The sequence below is a fragment of the Kribbella sp. VKM Ac-2568 genome (genome assembly GCF_004345365.1).
GTDB classification, from domain to species: Bacteria; Actinomycetota; Actinomycetes; order Propionibacteriales; family Kribbellaceae; genus Kribbella; species Kribbella orskensis.
Window position 1 is genome coordinate 55,314 of record NZ_SLVF01000019.1, and the last position, 24,730, is coordinate 80,043.

Genomic DNA, 24,730 nt, shown 5'->3' on the forward strand with positions numbered 1-24,730 from the left:
CAGCCTTGTCACAACCGCGGGAGAACCGGTGTCTTAAAGACTGCACCTTGGAACGAAGGAGTTCCCATGACCGAGAACACCGATGTCATCGTGGTCGGCGGCGGATACGCCGGCGTGATGGCGGCCAACCGCCTGACGCGGCGCGGCGGCGTGAAAGTGACCCTGATCAACCCTCGTCCTGCCTTTGTCGAACGGATCCGCCTGCACCAGCTCGTCACCGGGTCGGACGACGCGCTGGTGGACTACCAGAAGGTTCTGGCCGGCGGCGTCGGGCTGGTGGTCGACACCGTGACCCGGATCGACGCGGCCGGGCGTCGCGTGACCTTGGCGAGCGGCGGCAGTCTCGACTACGACTACCTGATCTACGCCGTCGGCAGCGGCAGCGCCGTCCCCACTGTGCCCGGCGCGGCGGAGCACGCGTACCTGATCGCCACCCTGGAAGAAGCACAGCGGCTGCAGCCGGTCCTCGACGGCGTGGCGGGCTCGAACTGAGCGCGCTGCAGCCGATCGTCGGTGTGGAGAAGGTGATCCGCATGTTCGTCGGAAGCACGCAGAAGATCGGCGGCACGCTCACCACCAAACCGACCGTGATCAACGGAAGCCCGGCACTGCTGTTCAGCTTCGACGGAGAGCTCGACGGCGTTGTCGCGCTGCGGATCGAGAACAACCGCGTCACCGGCATCTACTACGTCCGTAACCCGGAGAAGCTGTCCCGCCTCGAGTGCGAAACCCCGCTCACCCTGCACTGAGCTGAGCACCAGGGCCCGCGCGCCGTCGGCAGGCTGGACGGCGCGGGCCCGCCCTCAGCTGGTGTAGTCGCGGAAGCCGCGGGAGGTCTTGCGGCCGAGGTAGCCGGCAGTGACCAGGTGCTCCAGGAGCGGGGCGGGGGCGAACCCGGGCTCGCGGAATTCCAGGTAGAGGGTCCGCTGGATCGCGAGCGACACGTCCAGGCCGACGACGTCGAGGAGCTCGAACGGGCCCATCGGGAGGCGGCAACCGAGCTTCATCGCTGCGTCGATGTCGTCTACGCCGGCGTAGTGCGCCTCAAGCATCCGGACCGCGTCGTTCAGGTACGGGAAGAGCAGCGCGTTGACGATGAAGCCGGCCCGGTCGCCGCAGCGGACCGGGTGCTTGCCTGCGGCAACTGCCAGCGCGGCCACGCTGTCGGCGACCTCCGGCGAAGTGCTGACGGTGCTGACCACCTCGACGAGCTTCATCACCGGCGCGGGGTTGAAGAAGTGCAGACCGACCACGTCGGCCGGCCGCTTGGTCGCCATCGCCAGGTCGATCACCGGCAGGCTCGACGTGGTGGTCGCCAGGATCGCGCCCGGCTTGCAGATCTCGTCGAACGTCTCGAACAGCGCCTGCTTGACGCTGAGCTCCTCGACCACGGCCTCGATCACCAGATCGGCCGACGCGAGGTCGTCGAGCCGGGCGGTCCCGGTGATCCTGGTCAGCGCCGAGTCGCGCTCCTCCGAGGAGAGCTTGCCGCGCTGGACACCCTTCTCCAGCGAGCGTTCGAGCCCGGCCCGGACCCGGTCGACCTTCTCGGTCCCCCGGGCCACGTACAGCACGTCGTACCCGGCCTTGGCGCAGACCTCGATGATGCCGACGGCCATCGTCCCCGAGCCGACCACGCCCACCTGACGGATCGGCCGGATCGGCGTATCGCCGGCATCGGTGCGCGGGGTCAGGTCGTCGTCGACGACAACCGGCGAGTCAGGCGCCTCGTAGGTGTAGAAGCCGCGCCCGGCCTTCCGGCCGAGTAGCCCGGCGGTGACCATCTGCTTGAGGATCGGGGAGGGGGCGTGCAGCCGGTTCCGCCCCTGCTTGTACATCGTGTCGAGGATCTCGTACGCCGTGTCGAGGCCGATCAGGTCCAGCAGCGCCAGCGGGCCCATCGGGTAACCGCAGCCCAGCCGCATCGCCGCGTCCACGTCCTCCCGGGTGGCGTAGTGCGACTCGACCATCGAGACGGCGTGGTTCAGGTAGCCGAAGAGCAGGGCGTTCGCGATGAAGCCGGCCCGGTCGGCCGCGACCACGGGCACCTTGTCCAGGCGGCGGGCCAGCGCGAGCACGTCCTCGACCACGTCCGGCTCGGTGACGACGGTCTTGATCACCTCGACGAACTCCTGCACCGGCGCCGGGTTGAAGAAGTGCATGCCGACCACGCGGCGCGGGCGCTGGGTGGCCACGGAGATCTCGGTGACCGACAGCGAGGAGGTGTTGGTGGCCAGGATCGCGTCGTCGCGGACCACCTTGTCCAGCGCCGAGAAGATCTCCCGCTTCAGCTCGAGCCGCTCGATCACGGCCTCGATCACCAGGTCGCAGTCGGCCAGCGCCTCGATCTCGGTGGCGAAGGTGACCCGGTCGAACAGCGCCTGCTGGTCCTCGACCGACAGCTTGCCGCGCTTCACCGCCCGGTCGGTCGAGTGCTGGATGTGCCCGCGGCCGCGTTCGACCGCCTCCTCGTCACGCTCCACGCCGACGACGCTCAACCCGTGCCGGGCGAACACCTCCGCGATACCGGCACCCATCGTGCCGAGACCGACAACTCCCACCGTCTTCAGATCGCGCGCCATGGCTCGAAGTGTGCCAGTCGCCACAGTGGTCTGGACATGAGGTGTGTCACCAGCGAGGGCAACCTCACACCTCTTCGAAGGCCGCCGGAGTCTTCTCCCAGGCGTCCAGGAGCCGCTCCAGGTCCGGTGCCGTCTCCAGCGCGGCCGCGATCAGCCTCGGTCGCACGTCCTGTACTGCGAGCTGCCGCGGCTCGATCCACACGGCCCGGTAGCTCCCGCTCTCCGACTCGGCCGGGCTCGACATCTCCTCCCCTGTGCCGGAACCGAAGTCACCGCTGAGGATCTCGGCCCGGTAATACAGCTGCGTGCTGAGCCCGAAGTGCACCACTGCGACGAGCCCTCGGATCTTCACGATCATCCCGAGCTCCTCGTAGGCCTCCCGGGCGGCGGCCTCCACCGGATTCTCGTCCTCCTCGACCTGCCCGCCCGGTAGTACGTAGTACGTCCTCCCCTCCCGGACGCGCTCGATCGCCGCGACGCCCAGCTCGGTGCACAGCACGATCCCCGCCCGGATCACGCGGTCGCCAGGACGTAGAACCAGCCGCCGACCCGCGATTGATGGCGCTCCAGGTGCAGCACGGTCCAGCCGGTGTCGGTGAGCAGCTGCCGCAACGGTTCCTCCTGCCACATGGTGAAGTGCCGTGGGAGATCGAGATACCGGTTCGACCACTCGTCGCCGTCACCCTCGCGCGTGGTGAAGGCGAGCAGCCCCGCCGCCTCCCGCGCCTTCCGCAGTACGACGGCCAGCTGGTCGGGGTCGAAGTGCAGGAACACGGCATCGGCGAAGACCACGTCATAAGGCCCGCCGAAGTCGTCCACCAACGCGTTCAGCTGGTCCGCCTCAAACCCGTCCGCCCGCATCATCTCGACGAACGACCAGGCCGCGTCGGTACGCCGTACGCGATAGCCGCGCTCCTCCAGCTCCACGGCATCCCGCCCGGTCCCGCTTCCCAGCTCCAGGACGGTCGCGCCCGGGCGGAGCCGGTCACCGGCCAGGTCGAGCAGCTCCAGCAGCGGGCCGTTCGGATCGCGCGGGATCGACTCCCGGAACCGGTCCGCCGCCTGCTCGTAGGCGGCCAGGGTGACCTCGTTGGCGCTCGGCAGGATCGACCACCCGTCGCCGTCGTGCTCGATCACCACCCGGCCCGCCGGCAGCGCGATCGGCAGGTCCAGGGTCGGCGCGATCACCGCGACCGTCTCGCCGCGATGCTGGTCCGCGATCTCCCTGAGCACCTCGTCGCCCGGCCCGGACGGCAGCCCCACCAGCTGGACGCCCAGGTTCTCGGCCAGCAGCCCGGCCGGCTCTTCGGCACCCGGACCCGCATAGACCCGGGCGATCCGCTCGCCTGTCAGGCTGCCTCGGTACGCGGGCGGCAGGACGATGAGCCGCGCCGGGCACATCAGGTTCATCCGCGGACGAACTCCAGGGCCTGCTCCGCGAACTTGGGCCAGCTCGCCGAGTGCTGGAGCGGAACGACCACCCATTCCTTCATCGGCCGGCCCATGCCGGGGTCGAAGTGCTCGGCGCCGGCCAGCGCGAGCGCCACCTCGCGCGGTTCGGGCGGCAGCTTGAACGTCATCGCGTCGCCGTACAGCCCGGCGAGCATCTTCTTCTCGATCTTCAGGCACGGCATCCCGAACATGCTGCCCTGCACCACCCCGGCGGGCTCCAGCCCCACCGCGACCGCCTCGTACTCCGTTCTGGCCTGCAGGCTGATCTTCGGCTTCATACCGGCAGCTTCTCAGCAACACACCCCACGCGCCATCAACCCCGCCCGCCGAGTGCACTACCGTGCTTCTTCGTGCGCCTGGTGATTGCTCGTTGCTCAGTGGACTACTCCGGCCGGTTGACCGCCCATCTGCCGATGGCGCCGCGGCTGTTGATGGTGAAGGCGGACGGGTCCGTGCTGATCCACGCCGACGGCGGGTCGTACAAGCCGCTGAACTGGATGTCTCCCCCGTGCAAGCTGACGGAGGAGGAAGGTGTCTGGAGCGTTACCAACAAGGCCGGCGAGGAACTGCGGATCATCTTCGAGGAGGTGCTCAGCGATTCGTCGTACGAGCTCGGGCTCGACCCCGGGCTGATCAAGGACGGCGTCGAGGCGCACCTGCAGGAACTGCTGGCCGAGCACGTGCACACGTTCGGCCAGGGGTTCACCCTGGTCCGGCGCGAGTACCCGACCGCGATCGGCCCGGTCGACCTGCTCTGCCGTGACGCGGACGGCAAGCACGTCGCCGTCGAGATCAAGCGCCGCGGCGAGATCGACGGCGTGGAACAACTCACCCGGTACGTCGAACTGCTGAACCGCGACCCGCTGCTCGCCCCGGTCCGCGGCATCTTCGCCGCCCAGCTGATCAAGCCCCAGGCCCAGTTCCTCGCCACCGATCGCGGGCTGGAATGCGTCACCGTCGACTACGACGCCCTGCGCGGGATGGAATCCGACGTACTGCGCCTGTTCTGACCCGCCCGACCCCGTTGACAGCTGATGTCGGCAGGGAACGGTTCAGCGTCGGTGACCGGTGGCTGCACAGGTTCCGGTGAGGACGGCGGGTCGGCCGTCCTCACCGGACCTGACGAAAGGTGCTCAGCAGGCGACCACCGCGTCCACGGTGAAGCCTTGGGCCACCACGGATCCGTCGGTCACGAGGCGGACCGAGCCGGTCGGGGTGGTGATGCACGGTGAGGTCGCACCGTTGCGATCCTGGCCTGTGTAGCGGGCCAGTTCGTTACCGGCGCCGTCGGACACGATGACGAAGTCGAAGTCCTTCTCCGTGTCGAGCAGGCTGAAGTGGAACGCGAACCCGCCGGTGCCGTGGTCATAGGTCCAGGTGCAGTCCGCGTTGTTGCCGTACGGGTGCGGCGACCCGAACGGGATGGTGGCATCTGGGTCGCTGAGGCAGGGCGGGGGCGGCGGAGTGGCAGGCGTGCAACCGGAGTGGACGCCGACTGCTGCCCAGGCGGCGCTGACCGCGGCCTGGCTCGTTCCCGCTACCGCGACGGTGGAGTTGCGGGCGTCGCAGAAGTTCGCGAACTCCGGCAGGCTGGTGAAGCCGTCGTAGAAGACCTGCGCCGCACGGGCCAGGCCGAGCGCCGGCACCGTGACGTCGCAGTCCGCCGTGTGCGTGTGACCGCTCAGGCTCCCGCCACAGCCGGCGTTCTTGCCGCCGTTGACGGCCAGGTAGTAGGCGTGGTTCGGGATACCGCTGTTGGAGTGCACGCCACCGTTGTCCGCGGTCGTCACGATGAACTCGCTGAAGTGGTCCGGATCGGCGTCCTCCTGCGGATCGCCCATGTTCCGGAAGCCCAGTGCGATGTCCGGTGCTTTGATGACGTCCTCGCCGATCAGCCAATCCGGCGTCCCGGCCGGGTCCCGGCGGTTCTGGGCCGCGTAGAACTCGATCGTGTTGCCCATCATGTCGCTGAAGGACTCGTTCAGCGCCCCGGACTGGTTCTCGTAGATGAGGTTCGAGGTGAACTCGGTGACGCCGTGGGTGAGCTCGTGCCCGACCACGTCGAGGCCGCCGGACAGCGGCAGGCAGCTCGTGCCGTCGCCGTCGCCGTACGTCATCTGCTCGCCGTTCCAGAACGCGTTGCAGTAGCGGTTCGCGAAGTGCACGGTCGAGATCAGCGGCATGCCCTGGTCGTCGAGGCTGTTCCGGTCGAAGACGTCGGCGTAGAAGTCGTCGACGACGGCCGAGTAGTAGTGCGCGTCCACACCCGGCGCCTGGCTGGGTGACAGGAACTTCGGCTTGTTGAAGGTCCAGTGGTCATCGCTGTCGGTCATGATCGTGCCGGGCTGCACCTGCTTGTTCCCGGCGTCGTACGTCTCCTGGCGGCCGTCGGCCGAGCGCAGGAAGAAGGTGCTGCCGATCCGGATGGTGGAGAACGTCTTGGGGTCGCCCTTCACTCCGGTCCCGTCGCCGTGCGCGACCGCGTCGTACTGCTTCTTGACCGCGCCGGAGGTGGCGTCGACCCACTGCACCCAGCGCTGATCCGCGCGCTGGCTCACGACCTGGTGGAAGAGTCGCCCGTCCTTGGGATCGATCCGTAGCGCGGACGACCACTTGCCGGCCGCTCCGACCCGCTTCGCCGCGATACCGCGGGCGCCCGCGGCCGACACCGAGGCGCTGTTCTTGGCTTTCAGGCCCGGGAAGTACGCGCCGACCACGGCGGTGGTCCGGCCCGACTTGTCGGCCAGCACGGTCAGCTGGCCGCCGAGGACCCGGGCGGCGCCGACCATCTGCTGGTAGCGGGTCTGGGTACCGCCACCGGCCCGGTCGGCGGTCCAGAGTTTCACCATCCCCGGCGGTACGGCGAAGGTACGGGCATCAGCTCCGGACAGGGCTATCGACCCGCCTGGGAGTGGAGTGGTGGCCGCCTGCCCGGCGGTAGCGGTAGTGCCGCCGGCAGTGACCAATGCGAGGGCCGCGATCGCGACCACGACGGTTGATCGGTGCATGACAAGGCCTTCCCGGTCGAAGGGACGTCGACGGGTCGGCCGAACTCCAGCCCCGAGAAGTCGCCCGTACAAGGCCAGTCGTACGCCTGGCTCCGGATACCGGCAAGACCGGGGTGCGTCGATTTCACTCGGGCCGGGTGACAGGAGTAGCGTTCACGCCCGGTACCGGTCTGGTCATCTGCTGTCAGAACAGCGAAATTTGCCCGATTTCGGGCAAGACCTTGGCGTTGGACCCTGAGACACTGCACAGTTGACGGGTGATCAGTGAGGCAACGGCAGGTCCGGTAGACGAACTCGCCGAACAGATCAGCCGGACGACCGGACTTCCGCCGGACGACGCGCGGCGGGTGGTCGCCGACGTGCTGGCCTACTTCACCGAGACCACCGAAGAGTACGTCCGGCGCCGGCACCGCGAACTGCAGACCTACGGTGCCCGCAACGACGAGATCTTCGCCCGGCTCGGCACCGAACTGCGGCACTGGCCGGTGCGCTCTCCCGAACTCTCCACCCGGCAGCTACGACGGATCGTCTACGGCTGACGGCGACAACACCCCCGTGAGCCCGCCGGCACGGCGGGCCTTTCCACGACAAACCTCCGAAAGGCATGAACACATGTGCGGAATCGTCGGGTACGTCGGCACCAAGCCGGCCGCGCCCATCCTGGTGGACGGACTGGCGCGACTGGAGTACCGCGGCTACGACTCGGCGGGTGTCGCCGTACTCGGGTCCAGCGAGCTGAAGGTGCACAAGGACGCCGGCCGGGTTCGTGAGCTGGAGGCCTCGCTGCCGAAGCGGTTCGGCGGCAAGCTCGGCATCGGCCACACCCGGTGGGCGACCCACGGCGGCCCGAGCAAGGACAACGCGCACCCCCACGCCAGCGGCAACGAGCGGATCGCCGTCGTGCACAACGGCATCTTCGACAACGCCGGCGCGCTGCGCGCCCAGCTGGAGGAGGCCGGCGTCAAGCTGCGCTCGGAGACCGACACCGAGGTCCTCGCGCACCTGATCGAGCAGTCCGAGGGCGCCACCCTCGAGGAGAAGGTGATGGCCGCCCTGCGCCGGATCGAGGGCACCTACGGCATCGCCGTGATCGACCTGGACTTCCCCGACCGGATCGTGGTCGCCCGCAACGGCAGCCCGCTGATCCTCGGCATCGGCGACGGCGAGATGCACGTCGCCTCCGACGCGGCCGCCCTGATCCGCTACACCCGTCAGGTCGTCTACCTGGACGACGGCGAGCTGGCCACGGTCCGCGCCGACGGCTACCGCACCTTCACCCAGGACGCCCGGGCCACCACCAAGACCGCCAAGACGGTTGAGTGGACCGCCGACGAGTACGAGCGCGGCCTGCACGAGCACTTCATGATGAAGGAGATCCACGAGCAGCCGGACGCGGTCGGCCGGGCCATCCGCGGCCGTCTGGACGAGCGCTTCCACACCGTCCACCTGGGCGGCCTGAACATGGACGCCCGCGAGGCCCGTGAGATCAAGCGGGTCAAGATCCTCGGCTGCGGTTCGGCGTACTACGCCGGCCAGATGGGCGCGCAGTTCATCGAGGAGGTCGCCCGGATCCCCGCCGACGCCGAGCCTGCCTCGGAGTTCCGCTACCGCAACCCGGTGGTCGAGCGCGACACCCTGTACGTCGCGGTCAGCCAGTCCGGCGAGACCCTGGACACTCTGGTGGCCGTCCAGGAACTCAAGCGCAAGGGTGGCCGGGTGATCGGCCTGGTGAACGCGGTCGGCTCCAGCATCGCCCGCGAGGTCGACGGCGGCGTCTACCTGCACGGCGGTCCCGAGGTCTCGGTGGCGTCCACCAAGGCGCTGACGAACATGGCGGTCGCGTTCGCGATGCTCGGCATCCACCTCGGCCGGATCCGCGACGTCTCCCCCGCCGACGGCCGCCGGCTGATCGAGGGCCTGAAGAAGATTCCCGCGCAGATCCAGGCGATCGTCGACCAGGAGGAGTCGCTGGCCGAGATCGCCGGCCGCCTCTCCAAGCACGAGAGCCTGTTCTTCGTCGGCCGGACCCGCGGCTACCCGGTCGCCCGCGAAGGCGCCCAGAAGCTGAAGGAGATCTCCTACCGGCACGCCGAGGCGTACCAGACCTCCGAGCTGAAGCACGGCCCGCTGGCGCTGATCTCACCGGACGTGCCGAGCGTCGCCATCGTCCCGGACGACGAGCTGCTCGACCGGAACATCGGTGCCCTGCACGAGATCGCCGCCCGCTCGGGCCCGCTGTACGTCGTCACGCACCCGGGCGTGGAGATCCCGGCCGGCGCGGCCGCGGTGATCGTGGTACCGAAGAACGAGCCGGAGCTCGACCCGATCCTGCTCACCATCCCGCTGCAGATCCTCGCGTACTACGCGGCGGTCGCGCTCGGCCACGACGTCGACAAGCCCCGCAACCTGGCCAAGTCCGTCACCGTCGAGTAGCCACCGGACCGCCGGCCCATCACAACGACCACGCGCTTGTCCCCGCCACGCTCAGCGCCGCGGGGACAAGCGCATTGTGATGGCCTGCGACTCCGCCTATCGGAGCTCCGGTCCGGTACTGCGCTGACTGGCCGAAGCTGTCGTGGCAGCGGCCCGGGAGCCGGTCGTCATGGCACCACTCGCACTGCCGGCCTTCGCGACGCCACCGAAGGCGTGCCGGGCTGCCTCAGCTGTCGCGTCGTTCTGTCGCCCACGTTCGCCGCCCAACTGCCCGTACGGGTGCAGACCGAAGTCCTGGACCAGCCGGCGGCAGACCTCGCGCCCGCGCACGGAGTTCCCGGCAGCGTCCAGCCTCGGCGAGAACGTCACGACAGCGAGCCGTTTCTCCGGCACCACCATCATCACGTTGCCCGATACGCCGCTCTTGGCCGGCAGCCCGACCTGGCCGGAGAACTCGCCCGAGTCGTTGTACATACCGCTGTGCCCCATCACGGACAGCACCCGCCCGGCCGTCTCCTGGGAGAACACCCGCTCACCCGTGTACGGCGCGACGCCGCCGTTGGCCAGGGTGGCGCCCGCCGCGGCCAGCCCCCGGGTGTCGACCTCGAGCGAACAGACCGCGAAGTAGAACTCGGCCGCCTTCTGGGGGGCATCCCGGTCCTTCGGGTCCACATTGAGCATCTCCTTGGCCGCCATCAGGTTGGCGAGACCACGGTTGCCGTGCCCGGTGTCCCGCTCGGCCAGAAACGTCCGGTGGTCGAACCCTGGCGAGCGGCCCATCATCCGGCTCCAGGTCTGCTCGACCTGGGCGAACCGCTCGGACACCTCGAGCTGGGGTCTGACCAGCGCGAGGGTCGCGATCGCGCCGGCGTTGATCATCGGGTTCTGCGGCTTACCGGCCGCGTCCAGGGACAGCCTGGGATCGTTGAAGGTTCCGCCGCTCTGCTCCTGGCCCACCCACTTGTGCACCTCCGCCGAGCCGAACTGCTCCAGCGCCATCGCGTAGCTGAACGGTTTCGAGGTCGACTGCACGCTGAACCCAAGGTCGGTGTCGCCGATCTGGAACAGCTGGCCGTCCGCCGTACAGATCGCGATCGCGAACTTGTCCGGGTCGGCATCGCGGAGCGTTGGGATGTACTGCGCGACCTCTCCGGACCGGTCCGGCAGCAGGTCCGCATAGGTCTGCTCGATGCCGCGGGTGAGTTCCGCGAACTCCGCGGGCGACACCGCCAGCTCGCCCTGCAACGCGCGCCCGATCACCGGCTCTTGCACGGCCCTCGAGAACTGTTCGAAGTCGAGCCACTCGGGCTGTCCGGGCTCGAAGCCGGCGCCGTTGCTCAGCGCTCCGCCCAGCGCTCCAGTCAGGGCACGGTCGACCCGCGGATCGTCGCTCTGCAGCCCGGACTGCTTCAGCTCCTCGAGCAACTTCCACTTCCAGACCACGTTCGCCCGGTCTGTGTCGAGTGCGTCGAACAGATCGCGCCGTGCCGTCTCCGACAGCTCCATCGCTGGTTCCTTCCGCTGGTGGCCAGATGAGGCGCGCGCGAAGCGGCCACTGCGCGACGACGGTGTCGGCCGAACAGCAGCCTTCCCGGCAGATGTTTCCGAAGATGGTCCCTGTTGTTACGCAGATATCAAGGCGACCGCCAGTGCTTCACTCACCCGATGCGCAAGTCATCACACAAGTCGACGATTTGTATGATGAGTAGATGAACGATCGGATCCGCCACGTCCGCCTGTCCTCCGTCGTCCTTCCCCTCGATCACCCGGTCAGCGATGCCAAGGTGCTGACCGGGCGGCAGCGGCCGATGACCGAGATCGTGTTGCTGTTCGCCGAGATCGCCACCTCGGACGACCAGCACGGGATCGGGTTCAGCTACTCCAAGCGGGCGGGCGGACCGGCGCAGTACGCGCATGCGAAGGAGGTCGCGAGCAACCTGCTCGGCGAAGACCCGTCGGACATCGGCCGCGTGTACGAGAAGGTGCTCTGGGCCGGCGCGTCGGTCGGCCGCTCCGGCGTCGCCACCCAGGCGATCGCCGCCATCGACATCGCACTGTGGGACCTGAAGGCCAAGCGCGCGAACCTGCCGCTGGCCAAGCTGCTCGGCGCTTATCGCGACTCGGTGCGCACCTACAACACCTCCGGTGGTTTCCTGCACGCGCCGATCGAGGAGGTGAAGGAGCGCGCCTCGAAATCCCTGGCCGACGGCATCGGCGGGATCAAGATCAAGGTCGGACACCCGGACAGCAGGATCGACCTGGACCGGGTCCGGGCCATCCGCGACCACCTCGGCGCCGGCGTCCCGCTGATGGTCGACGCCAACCAGCAGTGGGACCGCAGTACTGCGCTCCGGGTCGGCCGCGCGCTCGAGGAGTTCGACCTGGTCTGGATCGAGGAACCCCTCGACGCCTACGACGCCGAAGGGCACGCCCACCTGGCGGCCGTCCTGGACACACCGATCGCGACCGGCGAGATGCTGACCAGCGTTGCCGAGCACGTCCGGCTGATCGACGCGCGGGCCGCGGACATCCTGCAGCCCGATGCCCCGCGGATCGGTGGAATCACGCCGTTCCTGCGGCTGGCGGCGCTGGCGGACCACAACGGTCTGCAGGTGGCGCCGCACTTCGCGATGGAGATCCACCTGCACCTGGCGGCGGCGTACCCGCGGGAGCCGTGGGTGGAGCACTTCGAGTGGCTCGACCCGCTGTTCAACGAGCGGCTGGAGACCATGGACGGGCGGATGCTGGTGCCGGACCGGCCCGGGCTGGGCTTCACCGCCAGCGAGCAGTGCGAGGCCTGGACCGTCGACTCCTGCGAGTTCGGGATCCGATGAGCGAGCTGGATCGGGAGACCGGTCGTGGGCTGGCGCACGAGTTGGTCGAGCGGCTGAGGGAGCGGATCCTGGGCGGGGAGATCGAGCCCGGGCAGAAACTGCCGACCGAGAGTTCGCTGGTGAGCGAGTTCGGGGTCAGCCGCACCGTGGTGCGCGAGGCGATCTCCCGCTTGCAGGCGGCAGGTCTGGTGGAGACGTTCCAGGGCCGCGGCTCGTTCGTTCTCGACCTGCCGGAGCCGGCTCGCGAGTTCTCACTCGACACGTCCCGGGTCCGCTCGCACCGCGATGTGCTGGACCTTCTCGACTTCCGGATCGGGATCGAGGTCGAGGCTGCCGGGCTCGCGGCGGCACGGCGTACCGAGCACCAGCTGAAGGCGATCGCCCGGGCCTTGGACGACTTTCGCCGTACCGCGCCGGGCAAGGTGGTCGAGGCGGACTTCACCTTCCATCTGAAGGTCGCGGCCGCCTCCGGGAATCGCTTCTACAGCGAACTGCTGGGATCCCTCGGCCCGATGATGATCATGTTGCCGCGCACCCGGCTCGACCAGTCGTACTCGGTGTCCGACCAAGCGCACTTCACCCGGGTGATCGTCGAGCACGAGAACATCCACGACGCGATCGCCCGCTCCGACCCCGAGGGTGCCCGCGCAGCCGCCCGGGTCCATCTGTCGAACACCCGTCACCGTCTCCAGGTGCCCTCGGCAACAACGGCTCCCACTGGCGGGTGAGGCCGGGCCAGGACAGAATGCGGAGATGCGCGTGATCGTGGTGGGTGCCGGCGTGATCGGGCTCAGCTGTGCCGTCCGGCTGGCCGAGTCCGGGTACGACGTCGCCGTGTTCGCGCGGGACCTGCCACTGGAGACGACCTCGGCGGTCGCGGCCGCGATCTGGTACCCGTTTCTGTCCGCGCCTGAGGACCGGGTGGCCGCGTGGTCGCGCGCGGCGTACGAGGAGTTCAGCAAGCTCGCCGAGACCGAGCCCTCGGTCCGCCTCCGCCAGGGCCGCGAGTACTTGGTCGATCCGACCCCGACTCCGTCCTGGGCCGGCGCACTGCCGGACCTGAAGCGCGTCGGCTCGCCGCCACCCGGTTTCAAGGACAGTTGGTCGTTCACGACGCCGGTGATCGAGATGCCGGTTTACCTGCAGTACATGGTGAAGCGCCTGGAGGCCGCCGGCGGGACGCTCACCCGGGCCGCACTCTCGGCCCTCCCCACCGCAGCTGATGTGGTCGTCAACGCCGCCGGCCTAGGCGCCCGCCTGACCGCCGGCGACCCGACGGTGACCCCGGTGCGCGGCCAGGTCCTCACCGTCGAACAGCCCGGGCTCACCGAGTGGCTGATCGCCGACCGCAACCCCAGGGACCTCACGTATGTCGTCCCGCGCGAGCACGACGTGGTCATCGGCGGCACCAACGAGCCCGACAGCTGGGACCTCTCCGTCAACCCGCAGACCGCGGAAGAACTCCTGGCCCGCGCAGTCGCCCTTGTCCCCCAGCTCCGCAAGGCCAAGATCCTCCGCCACCGGGTAGGCCTCCGCCCGGCCCGGCCAGCAGTCCGCTGCGAAGCCGTCCAAACCGGCGCCCAACGCATCATCCACTGCTACGGCCACGGCGGCGCCGGCGTCACCCTTTCGTGGGGCTGCGCCGACGAAGTCGTCGAACTCGTCCGCCAGACCGGCTGACCACCATGCCGACTGTCGTCCTGGACGGCGGGATGTCGAACGCCCTCGAGGACCGCGGCCACGATCTGTCCGACGCCCTCTGGTCGGCCCGGTTACTCAGAGATGCGCCTGGCGAGATCGCTGCCGTGCATCGCTCGTACTACGACGCAGGGGCCGCTGTTGCGACCACCGCGAGCTATCAGGCGAGTGTGGGCGGCTTCGAGCGAGCGGGCGTACCGCGCGCCGAAGCCGAGCGGCTGATCGCGGCGAGCGTGGTGATCGCGCGTGAAGTGCGGGATTCGCTGGCTGACGATGGAGTTGAGCGGCTCGTGGCTGCGTCTGTCGGGCCCTATGGAGCGGTGCTCGCTGACGGATCGGAGTACCGCGGGCGTTATGGCTTGAGTGCCGCCGCTCTGCGGGAGTTTCACCTGCCCCGGTTGGAGTTGCTGGTCGCGGCTGGGCCGGATCTGCTGGCTGTCGAGACGATCCCGGACGTCGACGAGGCCGAGGTGCTCGTCGAGCTGCTGGACGAATTGGCGTTTCCGGCTTGGCTGTCCTACTCGATCGATGGTGCTCGCACTCGGGCCGGGCAGGCGTTGGAGGACGCCTTCGCCGTTGCGGCCCGGAGTACGGCGGTTGTGGCTGTCGGCGTCAACTGCTGCGCGCCGGGCGACGTGCAGGCTGCTGTGGAGACCGCGGTCGCAGTGACTGGCAAGCCGGCTGTCGCCTACCCGAACAGCGGGGAGGACTGGGACGCAGGTGGTCGTCGCTGGACCGGTGGAGCGACAGACAGTGCGACGCTGGCCCACGGTTGGGCGGCTGCCGGCGCGACCTATGTGGGTGGCTGCTGCCGAGTCGGGCCGGGTGACATCAGTGCACTGGCCCGGGCTCTAGACACCCAGAACTTGGCATAGAAGATCCAGGGCTCCGTTGTAGGAATGGTCTGGCGGCGTGCCGTAGCCGACCACTAGAGCCTGGCGAGCCGACGGGTCCGACTTGAACCGGTAGGTGTCGAGCGAGGCGACCCGCAGACCTTGTCTGGCCGCACGGTCGACCATCTCCTTCGCCTCACCCTGCACGTCGAGCAGCACGTGGAGGCCGGCCGAGATGCCGGCCACCTTGACTGCGGGGGCGCGGACTGCCAGGAGTTCGACCAGGCGGTCTCGGCGGCGGCGGTAGTGGAGGCGGGCACGGCGCACATGGCGGTCGTAGTGGCCGGCGGCTATGAACTCGGCGAGGATCAACTGGTCCAGCGTGGCCGTCAGGAGATCCGCCGTGCGCTTCGCGGCGAGCACCGGCTCCATCAGGTGTTCCGGCAGCACCATCCAGGCGAGACGCAACCCGGGCGCGAGACTCTTGCTCGCGGTGCCGGTATACGCCACGCGCTCGGGATCCAGCGCCTGCAAGGCTCCGACGGGCTGCCGGTCGTACCGGAACTCCCCGTCGTAGTCGTCCTCGATCAGGATCGCGCCCGTCTCGCGCGCCCACTCGACAGCCGCCGTACGCCGGTCCGGCGCGAGCGGTACCCCGAGCGGCATCTGGTGCGCCGGAGTCAGCAGTGCGGCCTGGCCGGTGAGCAGATCGGCCCGCACTCCGTTCTCGTCCACCGGTACCGGGACCGGGTCGAGGCCGCGCGACCGGATCACGTCCCAGTGCAGGTCGTAGCCGAACTCCTCGACGGCAATCGTGGTGGCGCCCTGCGAGGCGAGCACCTCGCTCAGCAGATTCAGCGCCTGCACATAACCTGAGCAGATCAGGATGCGCTCCGGATCAGCCCGTACTCCGCGCGCCCGGGCGAGGTAGTCCGCGATTGTCCGCCGCAGCTCGATCCGCCCGCGCGGATCGCCGTACCCGAAGGCCTCGTTGGGTGCCGCCGGCAACGCCTTCCGCGCCGCCGCCAGCCATTCACCGCGCGGAAAGGTGGACACATCCGGCGACCCGGGCGCCAGGTTGTACCGCCACTCGGTTGCCGTCGGCAACTGGCTGGTGGAGGCGCCGTGGTCAGCGGACGTGGCGCGGTCGGCGACGGAGGTGCGGTCCGCGAAGGTCGTGCGGTTGGCGAAGGTGGTGCGGTCGGCGAAGGTGGTGCGGTCGGCGACTTGGGTGCCGGAGCCCTGGCGGGCGGTGAGCCAGCCTTCGGCGACGAGTTGGCCGTACGCGTCGGCGACGGTGTTGCGGGCGATCCCGAGGTCCTTCGCCAGGGATCGCGACGACGGCAACCGGGTGCCCGGGGCCAGGCGGCCGCTCCGGATCGACTCGTGCAGGGCCCGGATCAGGTCGTTTCGTCCACGCCTCGCTCCGAGGTCCAGATGCAGGTCGGCTCCCGTCCCCACCACCTCTGCCGCATCTGCCGCATCAGCCGCCGGCACGGAATTGGCCCCTGGATCTCCCATGGAAGTGGACCATACACCTGGGCCGATTCACGCCTACCGTGGCTGTCATGAGCACAACGACCCACCGCAGAGTCAAGATCGCCACTCACGCGCCCGAGTTCTACCAGGCCCTGATCGCCCTGGACGCGCAGTCCACCACCGGACTGGACCCGCTCCTGGTGAACCTGGTCCGGATCCGCGCGTCCCAGCTGAACGGCTGCGCCTACTGCCTGGACATGCACACCATCGACGCCCGCCACGAGGGCGACTCCGAGCAGCGGCTGTACCTGCTCAGCGCCTGGCGCGAGGCCCGGAAGTTCTACAGCGAGAAGGAGCGGGCCGCGCTGGAGCTGACCGAGGCGATCACCCTGATCAGCGTCGGCCACGTCCCGGACGACGTGTACGAGATCGCCGCGAACGCCTTCGAGGAGAAGGAACTCGCCCAGCTGATCGGCCTGATCATCACCATCAACGCCTGGACCCGGGTCGGGGTCACCGGGCGGATGGAACCCGGCCACTACAACCCGAGCTGACGGCCATGACGGCCGTAGCCTTCCGGGCGATGCACCACGGACCTACTCCCCTGGTGCTGCCGAACGCGTGGGATCCGGTCAGCGCGCGAGCGATCGCCGAGGCCGGCTACCCGGCGATCGCCACGAGCAGCGGAGCGGTCGCGCGCGTGATCGGGTACGACGACGGGCAGCTGACTCCGCCGGCGGAAATGTTCACCGCGGTCGCCCGGATCGCCCGGGCGGTCGAGGTACCCGTGACCGCGGACCTGGAAGCGGGGTACGGGCTGCCTCCGAAGGAGTTCGTCGAGCGGGTGCTCGAGACCGGCGCGGTCGGCTGCAACCTCGAGGACTCGCTCGACCGGGAGATGGTCGAGGTCCAGCGCCAGGCGGACTACCTGGCCGAAGTACGGGCGGTCGCCGGAGCGGATCTGGTGATCAACGCGCGGATCGACACCTTCCTGTTCAACAGGAACCTGGAGGAGGCCATCGCCCGCGGCCGGGCCTACCGGCGTGCCGGTGCGGATTGCGTCTACCCGATCGTCGCTCCGCTGCCGGTCCTCCTGACGCTGGTCGAGGAGATCGGCGGCCCGGTCAACGCCCACGCATTTCCGGACGGCCCGACCGCCGCCGAGCTGATCGCCCTCGGCGCGACCCGGATCTCGTACGGCACCAGCCTCCACACCTACACCACCGAAGCCCTCCGCCAACTCCTGCCGGAACTCACCTAGCCGCACTCGGCCAGGACATTGGTCTTCTGGCCGGAGTGGGGCGGGGTAGCGGACGGCCACCACTCAGCACCTCGCCGATAGTGCACAGGCCCGGAGTCGCCAGGCGGAGCGCCAGCGGGTCGGGCGTGGTGGGTGGGTGCCGGATGTCCGACCCGACCCACCACCATGCCCACCCAGGTGCCGGCTCGGCCATGCCCACCCAAGTCCCGCCTCGGCCGAGCGCAGGTAGTGGGTCTGAACACCATCCGGGACTCGGACAAGAAATGACGTGTCCGAGGGCCCGGCTAGGTGTCCCCACCCCCCGCAACCGCCCCATCCCCTCCGCCCGCAACCGCCCACCCCCGCAGCCACCGCCCCGCAACCACCGCCCGGCATCCACGGCAGTCACCGCAGTCACCGATCCGGGGCGCCGCCAACGTCCTGGCCGGCTACACCTGGAGCTCAAGGCAAGGTGATGACCAGCCGGGAGTCGTGGCCTTTGCCGAGTTCGGGATCGCCGCCGCGGACGAGGACCGAGTGCTCGTGCACGGTGGCGCGGTACAGGCGGAAGATCGCCGCAGCGACCAGTTCGGAGGGCGGGAAAGCTCGCGTGTCCGGGAGTTTGCTGTTGTAGATGGCGGCGCCTGCCTCCAGGTCCTCGTCGGGCACCAGCTGAGCGGTGGCCTTGCAGTAGACGGCCTGGGCAGTCCCTACGACGGCGTGCGTATCGAAGATCGCGATGCTCACCTCGGGCCGCCCGGCGATGTTGCGCGAGTGCTGGGTGTCGGGCGAGGAGACCCAGTAGAAGTCCGTGAACTCATGCGGTGTGAAGAAAACCGGACTGACCCACGGAGTACCGCTCTCGTCCGCCGTCCCCAAGGCCATGTACAGGTTGTCCGTGATCAACTGGCGGGCGGTCTCGACGCGGTCCGGCATGACTCCTCCTCAGGTCAGTCCGAGCAGCCGTTTCGTCTCCGCCCGGCAGGTCAACCATGCCTGGTCATGCGGGTCGATCAGCTCGAAGTGGCCGACGTGCGGCAGTTCCGTCAGCTTCACCTCGTCCCCGGCCTTCGCGGCGGCCGCGCGGTACCGGCGGCTCTGGTCGATCGGCACCTGCCCGTCCCGAGTCCCGTGCACCAAGGCGACCGGCACCTTCAACGGCAATCGCTCGTACGGCGACGCCAGCTCGTACCGCGCCGGATCCTCCTCAGGCGTCGCACCGACGAACGATGCGATCGCATCCCCGCCAAGCTGGACGTTGTAGGCGTTCACCAGATCCAGTACGCCGGCCTGCGACACCGCACCGGCCAGTACTACGCGCGGCGACGCGCCCGGGGCTCCCGCAGGAAGGCCCGGGCGACTCGCGGCCCACACGACCAGGTGACCTCCTGTGGAGTGCCCGACCGCGACAACCTTGTCGAGATCAGCCCGAGGGTGATCCTTCAGAGCATCGATGGCCGCGGCGACATCCTCGAAGGTCGCGGGCCACCCGCCGCCGTTCCCCATCCGCCGGTACTCGATCGCGTACCCCGCGATCCCCACCGTGGCCAGGTCCTTCGCGAGCGGTGTCGCCAGTTCCATCCCATACCCGCTCATCCACAACCCGCCATGAATCACCACCGCGACCGGCACCTTGCCATCCCCCGCCGGCCAATGAAGCTCCGCCACCTGCGACTCGTCGTCGCCGTACCGCACGTCGACCGGTTCGCCCGGCTTCGACGCCTCGGGCGCGGTGCCCTCGTCCCCGCTGCTGCACCCGGTCAGCCCGGCCGGCCCGAGCCCGGCCAGCCCGCCGAGGCCGGTCAGACCGGCGGCGGAGAGCAGGGCGCGACGAGTGATCATGAGCGGACATTCGGCGCCGGAGCCGGCCGGGATGCGTGAGGATGATGACCATGAGCACCTACCGCGCGCGGTTCGACGCGACAGTCACGTTCACCAACGGAGGCGGTCTGCAGGCGCAGGGCTTCTTCGTCGACGTCCCGTCGGCGGACGTCACGCCCGGAGAGGTCGGCACGTTGTTCCTCGACTCGCTCGGGCTGTTGATGGCCGGTGACGTCGTGCTCGACAACCTGGAGATCGTCGAGGCCGCCCACAAGGGCACGCGCGGGGGCCCGGCCGCCGCCGGTACGCCGAGCGGCGGGCGGCCGGAGTACGTGGAACTGAGTCACGTGATCCGGGACAGGATGGTGACGCTGCCGAACCTCCCGGGGCCGGAGCTCGGCAAACACCTGACCAGGGAGGCATCGCGGGAGATCTACGCGCCGGGGACCGAGTTCGACATCGGTCGGATCTCGATGGTGACGAATACCGGCACCTACCTGGACAGCCCGTTCCACCGGTATCGCGACGGGCACGACCTCACCGGCTACACGCTCGAGAGAACCATCGACCTGCCGGCGGTCGTCGTGCGGGTGGAGGACAGCGGCCGACTCGCGATCGACGCCGGCACGCTCACGCCGTACGAGGTCGAGGGAAAGGCGGTGCTGCTGCATACCGGGGACGACGCGCGCTTCGGCACCCCGCAGTACGTCGAGGACGCGCACTTCCTCACCCGGGACGGCGCCGAGTGGCTGATCGAGCGCGGCGCGGTACTGGTCGGGATCGACGCGGCCAACATCGACGACATGACCGACGGCACGCGTCCGGCGCACACCCTGCTGCTCGGCGCGGGTGTCGCGATCGTCGAACATCTGACCAATCTGGCACAGATCCCGCCCCTCGGCGCCACCTTCACCGCCACCGCTCCCCGGATCGAGGGTCTCGGCACCTTCCCGGTCCGGGCCTTCGCCACGATCCGCTGAAACTCGAATCGCTGAAAAAGACCTGACGAGGATGTAGAGATGGTGCTGCCGGCTTCGTCCCCTTGATGAAAGCAAGTCCAGCAAACGAGAGGAAGCACCCCGTGAACAGCACCGAGATCGCCGAGATCCTGGCCAAGCCGTACTCCCAGCAGTTGCTGACCGGCCCCATCCCGGCCCGGTTCTCCTACGTCGGCCTGGACGGTGACCCGCGCGTCGTGCCGATCGGCTTCCACTTCGACGGCGAGCGCCTGCAGATCTTCACCGTGCCGAAGGCCGCCAAGGTCAAGGCCCTGCGCAAGAACCCCCGGGTCGCGCTCACCATCGACACCGAGGGCTTCCCGCCGAAGGTCCTGCTGATCCGCGGTACCACCGAGCTGAAGCTGGAGGACGGCGCACCGGAGGAGTACATCATCGCCGGGGCCAAGGTGATGACCGCCGACCAGCACGAGGAATGGACCGCCGGCGTGAAGGCCCTGTACGACCAGATGGTCCGAATCACCGTCACCCCGGACTGGGTCAAGCTGCTCGACTTCGAGACCACCATCCCGAAGGCGGTCGCGGACCTGATCGCGGAGAAGCAGCAGGGTTAGAGATGGTTCGCGTGGCGGATGACGTCGACGACGTTGGACATCATGCCGGTGAGGTCGTAGTCCTTGGGGGTGTAGACGGCGGCTACGCCGGCGCCGAGGAGGGTGCGGGCGTCGGCGTCGGGGACGATGCCGCCGACGACGACCGGGACGTCCTCGAGGCCGGCTTCGCGCAGGCCGGCGACGACCTGGGGCACGAGTTCCATGTGTGAGCCGGACAGGATCGACAGGCCGACGCAGTGCACGTCCTCCGCGACGGCCGCGGCGACGATCTGCTCGGGGGTCAGCCGGATCCCCTGGTAGATCACCTCGAAGCCGACGTCACGAGCCCGTACCGCGACCTGCTCCGCGCCGTTCGAGTGGCCGTCCAGACCGGGCTTGCCGACCAGGAACCGCAACCGGCCGCCGAGTTCCTCCGACGTCGACGCCACCTTGGCCCGCACGGCCGCGATCGCCTCGCCACCACCGGAGACCCCGACCGAGCCGGAAACCCCTGTCGGCGCACGGTATTCGCCGAACATCTCCCGCAGTACTCCGGACCACTCCCCCGTCGTCGCACCGGCCCGGACGCAGGTGAGAGTCGCGTGCATCAGGTTCTCGGTGCCCTTCGCGGCCTCGCGCAACTTCCCGAGCGCCTCCTCGACGGCCTTGTTGTCGCGCTGGGAACGCCACTCCTGCAGCGACTTGAGCGCGGCCGCTTCGGCCTCGGGATCCACCGTCTGGATGGCCGCGTCGAGGTCGGCGGTCAACGGCGACGGCTCGGTGTTCTCGAACTTGTTGACCCCGACAACCACCTGCTCGCCCGACTCGATCCGCTGCCGCCGCTCGGCGTGCGACGCGACCAGGGCCTGCTTGAGGTAGCCCGACTCCACCGCGACCACGGCGCCGCCCATCGCCTGCACTCTGTCGATCTCCTCCTGCGCCCCGGCGACGAGTTCGTCCACCTTCGCCTCGATCACGTGCGACCCGTCGAAGATGTCGTCGTACTCGAGCAGGTCCGACTCGTAGGCGAGCACCTGCTGCATCCGCAACGACCACTGCTGGTCCCACGGCCTGGGCAACCCGAGCGCCTCGTTCCAGGCGGGCAACTGGACCGCCCGAGCCCGCGCGTTCTTGGACAGCGTCACGCCGAGCATCTCCAGCACGATCCGCTGCACGTTGTTCTCGGGCTGTGCCTCGGTGAGCCCGAGCGAGTTCACCTGTACTCCGTAGCGAAGGCGGCGCGCCTTGGCGTCCGTCACGCCGTACCGGTTGAGGCAGACGTCGTCCCAGAGCCGAACGAACGCGCGCATCTTGCAGGTCTCCTCGATGAACCGCACCCCGGCGTTCACGAAGAACGAGATCCGCTGCACCACGTCACCGAACCGCTCGGCCGGCACCTGTCCGCCGTCCCGCACCCGGTCCAGTACGGCGATCGCCGTCGACAGGGCGAACGCCAACTCCTGCACGGGAGTCGCGCCCGCCTCCTGCAGGTGGTAGCTGCAGATGTTGATCGGGTTCCACTTCGGCACGTTCGAGACGGTGTACGCGATCAGGTCCGTCGACAGCCGCAGCGACGCGTCCGGCGGGAAGGCATACGTACCGCGGGACAGGTACTCCTTGACGATGTCGTTCTGGGTCGTCCCGGTGAGTTCGTCCGGCAGGGCACCCTGCTCCTGAGCGGCGACCTGGTAGAGCGCGAGCAACCACATCGCGGTCGCGTTGATCGTCATCGAGGTGTTCATCTGAGCGAGCGGGATCTGGTCGAACAGTGCGCGCACGTCACCCAGATGCGCGACCGGTACGCCGACCTTACCGACCTCGCCCTTGGCCAGCGGGTGGTCCGCGTCGTACCCGGTCTGGGTGGGCAGGTCGAACGCCACCGAGAGCCCCGTCTGGCCCTTGGCCAGGTTCCGCCGGAAGAGAGCGTTCGACTCCGCGGCCGACGAGTGGCCGGCATACGTCCGCATCACCCAGGGGCGATCAAATGCCTTCCCCGCCCCACCACGCCGGTCCTTCTCGGTCGTCATGTACCCGAGAGTAGGACTGTGTGCCCTTGTGAGTCCCTACCTCGTGACGGGTGTCACCAGCGGCCTAGGTCACAACGAACACGCCGCTCGGGAGGGTTGTCAGGCGGAGATGGGCAGAGGCAGCCGCTCCACATTGAGGATCCGGTGCAGGCGGGTGACCGCGAGGATGCGGACGACTGACGGGACCGGGTGGCGGAGGACCAGTTGACGGCCGAGGAGTTGGGTGCGGCGGTGGGTGGCGACCAGCAGGCCGAGGCCGGTGGCGTCCATCGCGTCGACGGCGCCCAGGTCGACGATCACGTCGCCGGCGGAGTTGTCGATCAGGTCGTTCAGGAGTTGGCGAACGTCGCCGACCGAGCGGACGTCCAGCAGTCCGGACAGCCGGACGATGTTCTCTTGGCTTCGTACTGCGTCATGGGTCGGTGCAAGCATGTCCGCGCCCTCCGCTCTTCCGGCGACCCCCGAGTGTCGGCCGCTGCAGCGTGTGTTGGTAAAGACTCCCTGGCGACCCGAAAGGTTGCCAAGAGTTCGAGACCTTCCATTTCGCGAGACAATGGTGTCCGTGTTCGCCGACCAGTACTTCCTCTTCCCGCTGGTGGCCATCGCGTTCGCCGGTGGCATGGTGCTGCTGACCCGCTGGGCCTTCTCCAAAGCCAAGGGCGGCTCCTTGGTGCGCCGTACTGATTACTCACCGGCTGAACGCGACACTTTCGGACTCTTGGTCGACGTCCACACCGTCCGGACCTACAACGAGGCGCAGGTCAGCGTGTCGATGCTGAAGGATTTCGGTATCAAAGCGACCGCGGCCCGGACCAAGGACGGCTGGTCCGTCTACGTCTGGCCGGCCGACGAAGCCGCCGCCCGCGGCTTCCTGAAGACTCGCTGAGCCCGGTTTGCTCACATGCTGAGCGTGATTGCGCCCACTTCGTGAGCTGACCGCACCTTTTTCGCCATAACGCTCCCCAGGCGTGTCATCCGGAGAGCGCTCCCGCACGTCTTGACCCCGGGGATCGAGGGGTACGAGAAGGGGTCTGGGGACATCGGACAAGAACAAGGTGAACCGGAGGGCGGCACGGCCGCCACGGGACCGGGAGGTCCCGCCGGAGGCACCAGCGTGAGGAGTTCGATGACGCCCGACCTCGCCCTGGCGACGCTCGCGTTGCCCGGCCGGTCCATGGCGACCCCGACTGCGCCTGCAACGGCGGCGCCGGACGAGGATGCATCCATCCTGGAGGCCTCGGCCCGGGAACCGGATCGCTTCACGCTCATCTTCGACCGCTACTTCCCGCAGGTCCACTCGTACGTCGCTCGCCGGCTGGGCACGGACATCGCCGACGACCTGGCGTCCGAGACGTTCCTGATCGCCTTCCGGCAGCGGGCGAGGTTCGACAGCCGCAGCGGCGTGGTCCGTGCCTGGCTGTACGGCATCGCCACCAACCTGATCCGCCGGCACCGCCGCGACGAAGTACGGGCTTGGCGTGCCACTGCCAGGCTGCCGCTGCCGACGGCGTCGGGGAGCCACGAGGAGCGGGTCGCCCAGCAGGTCACCGCGCAGGCGACCAGCCGGCAACTCGCGGCAGCGCTGGCGAAGGTGTCCGCCCGGGACCGCGAAGTACTGATGCTCGTGGCGCTCGGCGAACTCACATACGACGAGGTCGCGGCCGCGCTGGGCATCGCCTACGGGACGGTGTGCTCACGCCTGTCCCGGGCCCGGCGGGTGGTCCGGGAGAGCCTCGGCCACACCGACCCGACTGCCGATCGCGACGGGGACTGA

The 24,730-nt window shown here is 69.0% G+C and carries 26 protein-coding genes; 15 read left to right on the forward strand and 11 right to left on the reverse strand.

Going from position 1 to position 24,730, the window contains the following annotated elements:
- Positions 1-66 precede the first annotated feature (66 nt).
- Positions 67-492, forward strand: a complete 426-nt coding sequence (locus EV648_RS38605) for an FAD-dependent oxidoreductase (protein ID WP_132300792.1) — start codon at positions 67-69, stop codon at positions 490-492.
- Positions 493-533: 41 nt separating this feature from the next.
- Positions 534-749, forward strand: coding sequence for a hypothetical protein (locus tag EV648_RS38610; protein WP_132300794.1), 216 nt, complete (start codon positions 534-536; stop codon positions 747-749).
- A gap of 54 nt (positions 750-803) precedes the next feature.
- Here EV648_RS38610 and EV648_RS38615 read toward each other — a convergent pair whose 3' ends face one another.
- The 4 genes from EV648_RS38615 to EV648_RS38630 form a co-directional block, all read right to left on the reverse strand.
- The gene (locus tag EV648_RS38615) at positions 804-2,582 is read right to left on the reverse strand and encodes a 3-hydroxyacyl-CoA dehydrogenase family protein (protein WP_132300796.1); all 1,779 of its coding nucleotides are present in this window, start codon (positions 2,580-2,582) and stop codon (positions 804-806) included.
- 64 nt (positions 2,583-2,646) lie between these two features.
- Positions 2,647-3,099, reverse strand: coding sequence for an NUDIX domain-containing protein (locus EV648_RS38620; protein WP_158294188.1), 453 nt, complete (start codon positions 3,097-3,099; stop codon positions 2,647-2,649).
- Entirely contained in the window at positions 3,096-3,992 is an 897-nt protein-coding gene (locus EV648_RS38625; RefSeq protein WP_132300800.1) for a bifunctional 2-polyprenyl-6-hydroxyphenol methylase/3-demethylubiquinol 3-O-methyltransferase UbiG, read from the reverse strand. Before EV648_RS38625 ends, EV648_RS38620 begins: the two co-directional genes overlap by 4 nt.
- A complete protein-coding gene (locus EV648_RS38630; RefSeq protein WP_132300802.1) occupies positions 3,989-4,312 on the reverse strand; it encodes a hypothetical protein in 324 nt (107 codons plus the stop codon). The genes EV648_RS38625 and EV648_RS38630 overlap by 4 nt, the downstream gene beginning before the upstream one ends.
- A gap of 72 nt (positions 4,313-4,384) precedes the next feature.
- Between EV648_RS38630 and nucS the strand changes: the two genes are divergently transcribed.
- A complete protein-coding gene (gene nucS / locus EV648_RS38635) occupies positions 4,385-5,044 on the forward strand; it encodes an endonuclease NucS (protein ID WP_132300804.1) in 660 nt (219 codons plus the stop codon).
- Positions 5,045-5,167: 123 nt separating this feature from the next.
- Here the strand turns inward: nucS and EV648_RS38640 are convergent, their stop codons facing one another.
- Positions 5,168-7,042 (reverse strand): M4 family metallopeptidase, encoded by a 1,875-nt coding sequence (locus EV648_RS38640; protein ID WP_132300806.1) that lies wholly within the window; start codon positions 7,040-7,042, stop codon positions 5,168-5,170.
- A 260-nt stretch (positions 7,043-7,302) separates the two neighbouring features.
- Here EV648_RS38640 and EV648_RS38645 point away from each other — a divergent pair, with 260 nt between their 5' ends.
- Entirely contained in the window at positions 7,303-7,581 is a 279-nt protein-coding gene (locus EV648_RS38645; RefSeq protein ID WP_132300960.1) for a hypothetical protein, read from the forward strand.
- Between the two features lie 73 nt (positions 7,582-7,654).
- The gene (gene glmS, locus EV648_RS38650; RefSeq protein ID WP_132300808.1) at positions 7,655-9,475 is read left to right on the forward strand and encodes a glutamine--fructose-6-phosphate transaminase (isomerizing); all 1,821 of its coding nucleotides are present in this window, start codon (positions 7,655-7,657) and stop codon (positions 9,473-9,475) included.
- A 96-nt stretch (positions 9,476-9,571) separates the two neighbouring features.
- Here the strand turns inward: glmS and glsA are convergent, their stop codons facing one another.
- The gene (gene glsA / locus EV648_RS38655; RefSeq protein ID WP_132300810.1) at positions 9,572-10,981 is read right to left on the reverse strand and encodes a glutaminase A; all 1,410 of its coding nucleotides are present in this window, start codon (positions 10,979-10,981) and stop codon (positions 9,572-9,574) included.
- A 203-nt stretch (positions 10,982-11,184) separates the two neighbouring features.
- Here glsA and EV648_RS38660 point away from each other — a divergent pair, with 203 nt between their 5' ends.
- From EV648_RS38660 to mmuM, 4 genes are read left to right on the forward strand one after another with little or no spacing between them, the layout of a single operon-like run.
- The gene (locus EV648_RS38660; RefSeq protein ID WP_132300812.1) at positions 11,185-12,309 is read left to right on the forward strand and encodes a mandelate racemase/muconate lactonizing enzyme family protein; all 1,125 of its coding nucleotides are present in this window, start codon (positions 11,185-11,187) and stop codon (positions 12,307-12,309) included.
- The gene (locus EV648_RS38665; RefSeq protein WP_132300814.1) at positions 12,306-13,037 is read left to right on the forward strand and encodes a FadR/GntR family transcriptional regulator; all 732 of its coding nucleotides are present in this window, start codon (positions 12,306-12,308) and stop codon (positions 13,035-13,037) included. Before EV648_RS38660 ends, EV648_RS38665 begins: the two co-directional genes overlap by 4 nt.
- Positions 13,038-13,062: 25 nt before the next feature.
- Positions 13,063-13,989 (forward strand): FAD-dependent oxidoreductase, encoded by a 927-nt coding sequence (locus EV648_RS38670; RefSeq protein ID WP_132300816.1) that lies wholly within the window; start codon positions 13,063-13,065, stop codon positions 13,987-13,989.
- Between the two features lie 5 nt (positions 13,990-13,994).
- A complete protein-coding gene (gene mmuM / locus EV648_RS38675) occupies positions 13,995-14,882 on the forward strand; it encodes a homocysteine S-methyltransferase (RefSeq protein ID WP_132300818.1) in 888 nt (295 codons plus the stop codon).
- On the opposite strand, the gene EV648_RS38680 is transcribed toward mmuM, so the two are convergent.
- Complete coding sequence (locus EV648_RS38680; protein WP_132300820.1) at positions 14,859-16,361, reverse strand: PLP-dependent aminotransferase family protein; 1,503 nt, start codon at positions 16,359-16,361, stop codon at positions 14,859-14,861. The two genes, mmuM and EV648_RS38680, sit on opposite strands and share 24 nt — an antisense overlap.
- A 47-nt stretch (positions 16,362-16,408) precedes the next feature.
- Between EV648_RS38680 and EV648_RS38685 the strand changes: the two genes are divergently transcribed.
- Together EV648_RS38685 and EV648_RS38690 are read left to right on the forward strand one after the other, a co-directional pair.
- Complete coding sequence (locus EV648_RS38685) at positions 16,409-16,873, forward strand: carboxymuconolactone decarboxylase family protein (protein ID WP_132300822.1); 465 nt, start codon at positions 16,409-16,411, stop codon at positions 16,871-16,873.
- Between the two features lie 5 nt (positions 16,874-16,878).
- Positions 16,879-17,580, forward strand: a complete 702-nt coding sequence (locus EV648_RS38690; protein WP_132300824.1) for an isocitrate lyase/phosphoenolpyruvate mutase family protein — start codon at positions 16,879-16,881, stop codon at positions 17,578-17,580.
- 441 nt (positions 17,581-18,021) lie between these two features.
- Here the strand turns inward: EV648_RS38690 and EV648_RS38695 are convergent, their stop codons facing one another.
- Both EV648_RS38695 and EV648_RS38700 read right to left on the reverse strand, forming a co-directional pair.
- Positions 18,022-18,495, reverse strand: a complete 474-nt coding sequence (locus EV648_RS38695) for a pyridoxamine 5'-phosphate oxidase family protein (protein ID WP_132300826.1) — start codon at positions 18,493-18,495, stop codon at positions 18,022-18,024.
- A gap of 9 nt (positions 18,496-18,504) precedes the next feature.
- On the reverse strand, positions 18,505-19,401 hold the full coding sequence (locus tag EV648_RS38700; protein WP_132300828.1) for a S9 family peptidase: 897 nt from the start codon (positions 19,399-19,401) through the stop codon (positions 18,505-18,507).
- Positions 19,402-19,451: 50 nt separating this feature from the next.
- Here EV648_RS38700 and EV648_RS38705 point away from each other — a divergent pair, with 50 nt between their 5' ends.
- Positions 19,452-20,360, forward strand: coding sequence for a cyclase family protein (locus EV648_RS38705; RefSeq protein ID WP_132300830.1), 909 nt, complete (start codon positions 19,452-19,454; stop codon positions 20,358-20,360).
- A 101-nt stretch (positions 20,361-20,461) separates the two neighbouring features.
- Positions 20,462-20,950 (forward strand): pyridoxamine 5'-phosphate oxidase family protein, encoded by a 489-nt coding sequence (locus EV648_RS38710; RefSeq protein WP_132300832.1) that lies wholly within the window; start codon positions 20,462-20,464, stop codon positions 20,948-20,950.
- On the opposite strand, the gene EV648_RS38715 is transcribed toward EV648_RS38710, so the two are convergent.
- Together EV648_RS38715 and EV648_RS38720 are read right to left on the reverse strand one after the other, a co-directional pair.
- Entirely contained in the window at positions 20,947-22,956 is a 2,010-nt protein-coding gene (locus EV648_RS38715; RefSeq protein WP_132300834.1) for a protein meaA, read from the reverse strand. The two genes, EV648_RS38710 and EV648_RS38715, sit on opposite strands and share 4 nt — an antisense overlap.
- Positions 22,957-23,055: 99 nt before the next feature.
- A complete protein-coding gene (locus EV648_RS38720) occupies positions 23,056-23,388 on the reverse strand; it encodes an STAS domain-containing protein (protein WP_132190909.1) in 333 nt (110 codons plus the stop codon).
- Between the two features lie 121 nt (positions 23,389-23,509).
- Between EV648_RS38720 and EV648_RS38725 the strand changes: the two genes are divergently transcribed.
- On the forward strand, positions 23,510-23,842 hold the full coding sequence (locus EV648_RS38725; RefSeq protein WP_132300836.1) for a hypothetical protein: 333 nt from the start codon (positions 23,510-23,512) through the stop codon (positions 23,840-23,842).
- A 240-nt stretch (positions 23,843-24,082) separates the two neighbouring features.
- Positions 24,083-24,730, forward strand: a complete 648-nt coding sequence (locus EV648_RS38730; RefSeq protein ID WP_132300838.1) for an RNA polymerase sigma factor — start codon at positions 24,083-24,085, stop codon at positions 24,728-24,730.

Coding starts and splice junctions, on each gene's coding strand:
- glmS (WP_132300808.1), top strand. CDS start 7,655: ATGTGCGGAATCGTCGGGTACGTCGGCACCAAGCCGGCCGCGCCCATC.
- EV648_RS38680 (WP_132300820.1), bottom strand. CDS start 16,361: ATGGGAGATCCAGGGGCCAATTCCGTGCCGGCGGCTGATGCGGCAGAT.
- EV648_RS38660 (WP_132300812.1), top strand. CDS start 11,185: ATGAACGATCGGATCCGCCACGTCCGCCTGTCCTCCGTCGTCCTTCCC.
- EV648_RS38695 (WP_132300826.1), bottom strand. CDS start 18,495: ATGCCGGACCGCGTCGAGACCGCCCGCCAGTTGATCACGGACAACCTG.
- EV648_RS38605 (WP_132300792.1), top strand. CDS start 67: ATGACCGAGAACACCGATGTCATCGTGGTCGGCGGCGGATACGCCGGC.
- EV648_RS38615 (WP_132300796.1), bottom strand. CDS start 2,582: ATGGCGCGCGATCTGAAGACGGTGGGAGTTGTCGGTCTCGGCACGATG.
- glsA (WP_132300810.1), bottom strand. CDS start 10,981: ATGGAGCTGTCGGAGACGGCACGGCGCGATCTGTTCGACGCACTCGAC.
- EV648_RS38625 (WP_132300800.1), bottom strand. CDS start 3,992: ATGAACCTGATGTGCCCGGCGCGGCTCATCGTCCTGCCGCCCGCGTAC.
- EV648_RS38725 (WP_132300836.1), top strand. CDS start 23,510: ATGGTGTCCGTGTTCGCCGACCAGTACTTCCTCTTCCCGCTGGTGGCC.
- EV648_RS38665 (WP_132300814.1), top strand. CDS start 12,306: ATGAGCGAGCTGGATCGGGAGACCGGTCGTGGGCTGGCGCACGAGTTG.
- EV648_RS38690 (WP_132300824.1), top strand. CDS start 16,879: ATGACGGCCGTAGCCTTCCGGGCGATGCACCACGGACCTACTCCCCTG.
- EV648_RS38705 (WP_132300830.1), top strand. CDS start 19,452: ATGAGCACCTACCGCGCGCGGTTCGACGCGACAGTCACGTTCACCAAC.
- EV648_RS38730 (WP_132300838.1), top strand. CDS start 24,083: ATGACGCCCGACCTCGCCCTGGCGACGCTCGCGTTGCCCGGCCGGTCC.
- EV648_RS38700 (WP_132300828.1), bottom strand. CDS start 19,401: ATGATCACTCGTCGCGCCCTGCTCTCCGCCGCCGGTCTGACCGGCCTC.
- EV648_RS38640 (WP_132300806.1), bottom strand. CDS start 7,042: ATGCACCGATCAACCGTCGTGGTCGCGATCGCGGCCCTCGCATTGGTC.
- EV648_RS38720 (WP_132190909.1), bottom strand. CDS start 23,388: ATGCTTGCACCGACCCATGACGCAGTACGAAGCCAAGAGAACATCGTC.
- EV648_RS38610 (WP_132300794.1), top strand. CDS start 534: ATGTTCGTCGGAAGCACGCAGAAGATCGGCGGCACGCTCACCACCAAA.
- EV648_RS38630 (WP_132300802.1), bottom strand. CDS start 4,312: ATGAAGCCGAAGATCAGCCTGCAGGCCAGAACGGAGTACGAGGCGGTC.
- EV648_RS38685 (WP_132300822.1), top strand. CDS start 16,409: ATGAGCACAACGACCCACCGCAGAGTCAAGATCGCCACTCACGCGCCC.
- mmuM (WP_132300818.1), top strand. CDS start 13,995: ATGCCGACTGTCGTCCTGGACGGCGGGATGTCGAACGCCCTCGAGGAC.
- EV648_RS38670 (WP_132300816.1), top strand. CDS start 13,063: ATGCGCGTGATCGTGGTGGGTGCCGGCGTGATCGGGCTCAGCTGTGCC.
- EV648_RS38715 (WP_132300834.1), bottom strand. CDS start 22,956: ATGACGACCGAGAAGGACCGGCGTGGTGGGGCGGGGAAGGCATTTGAT.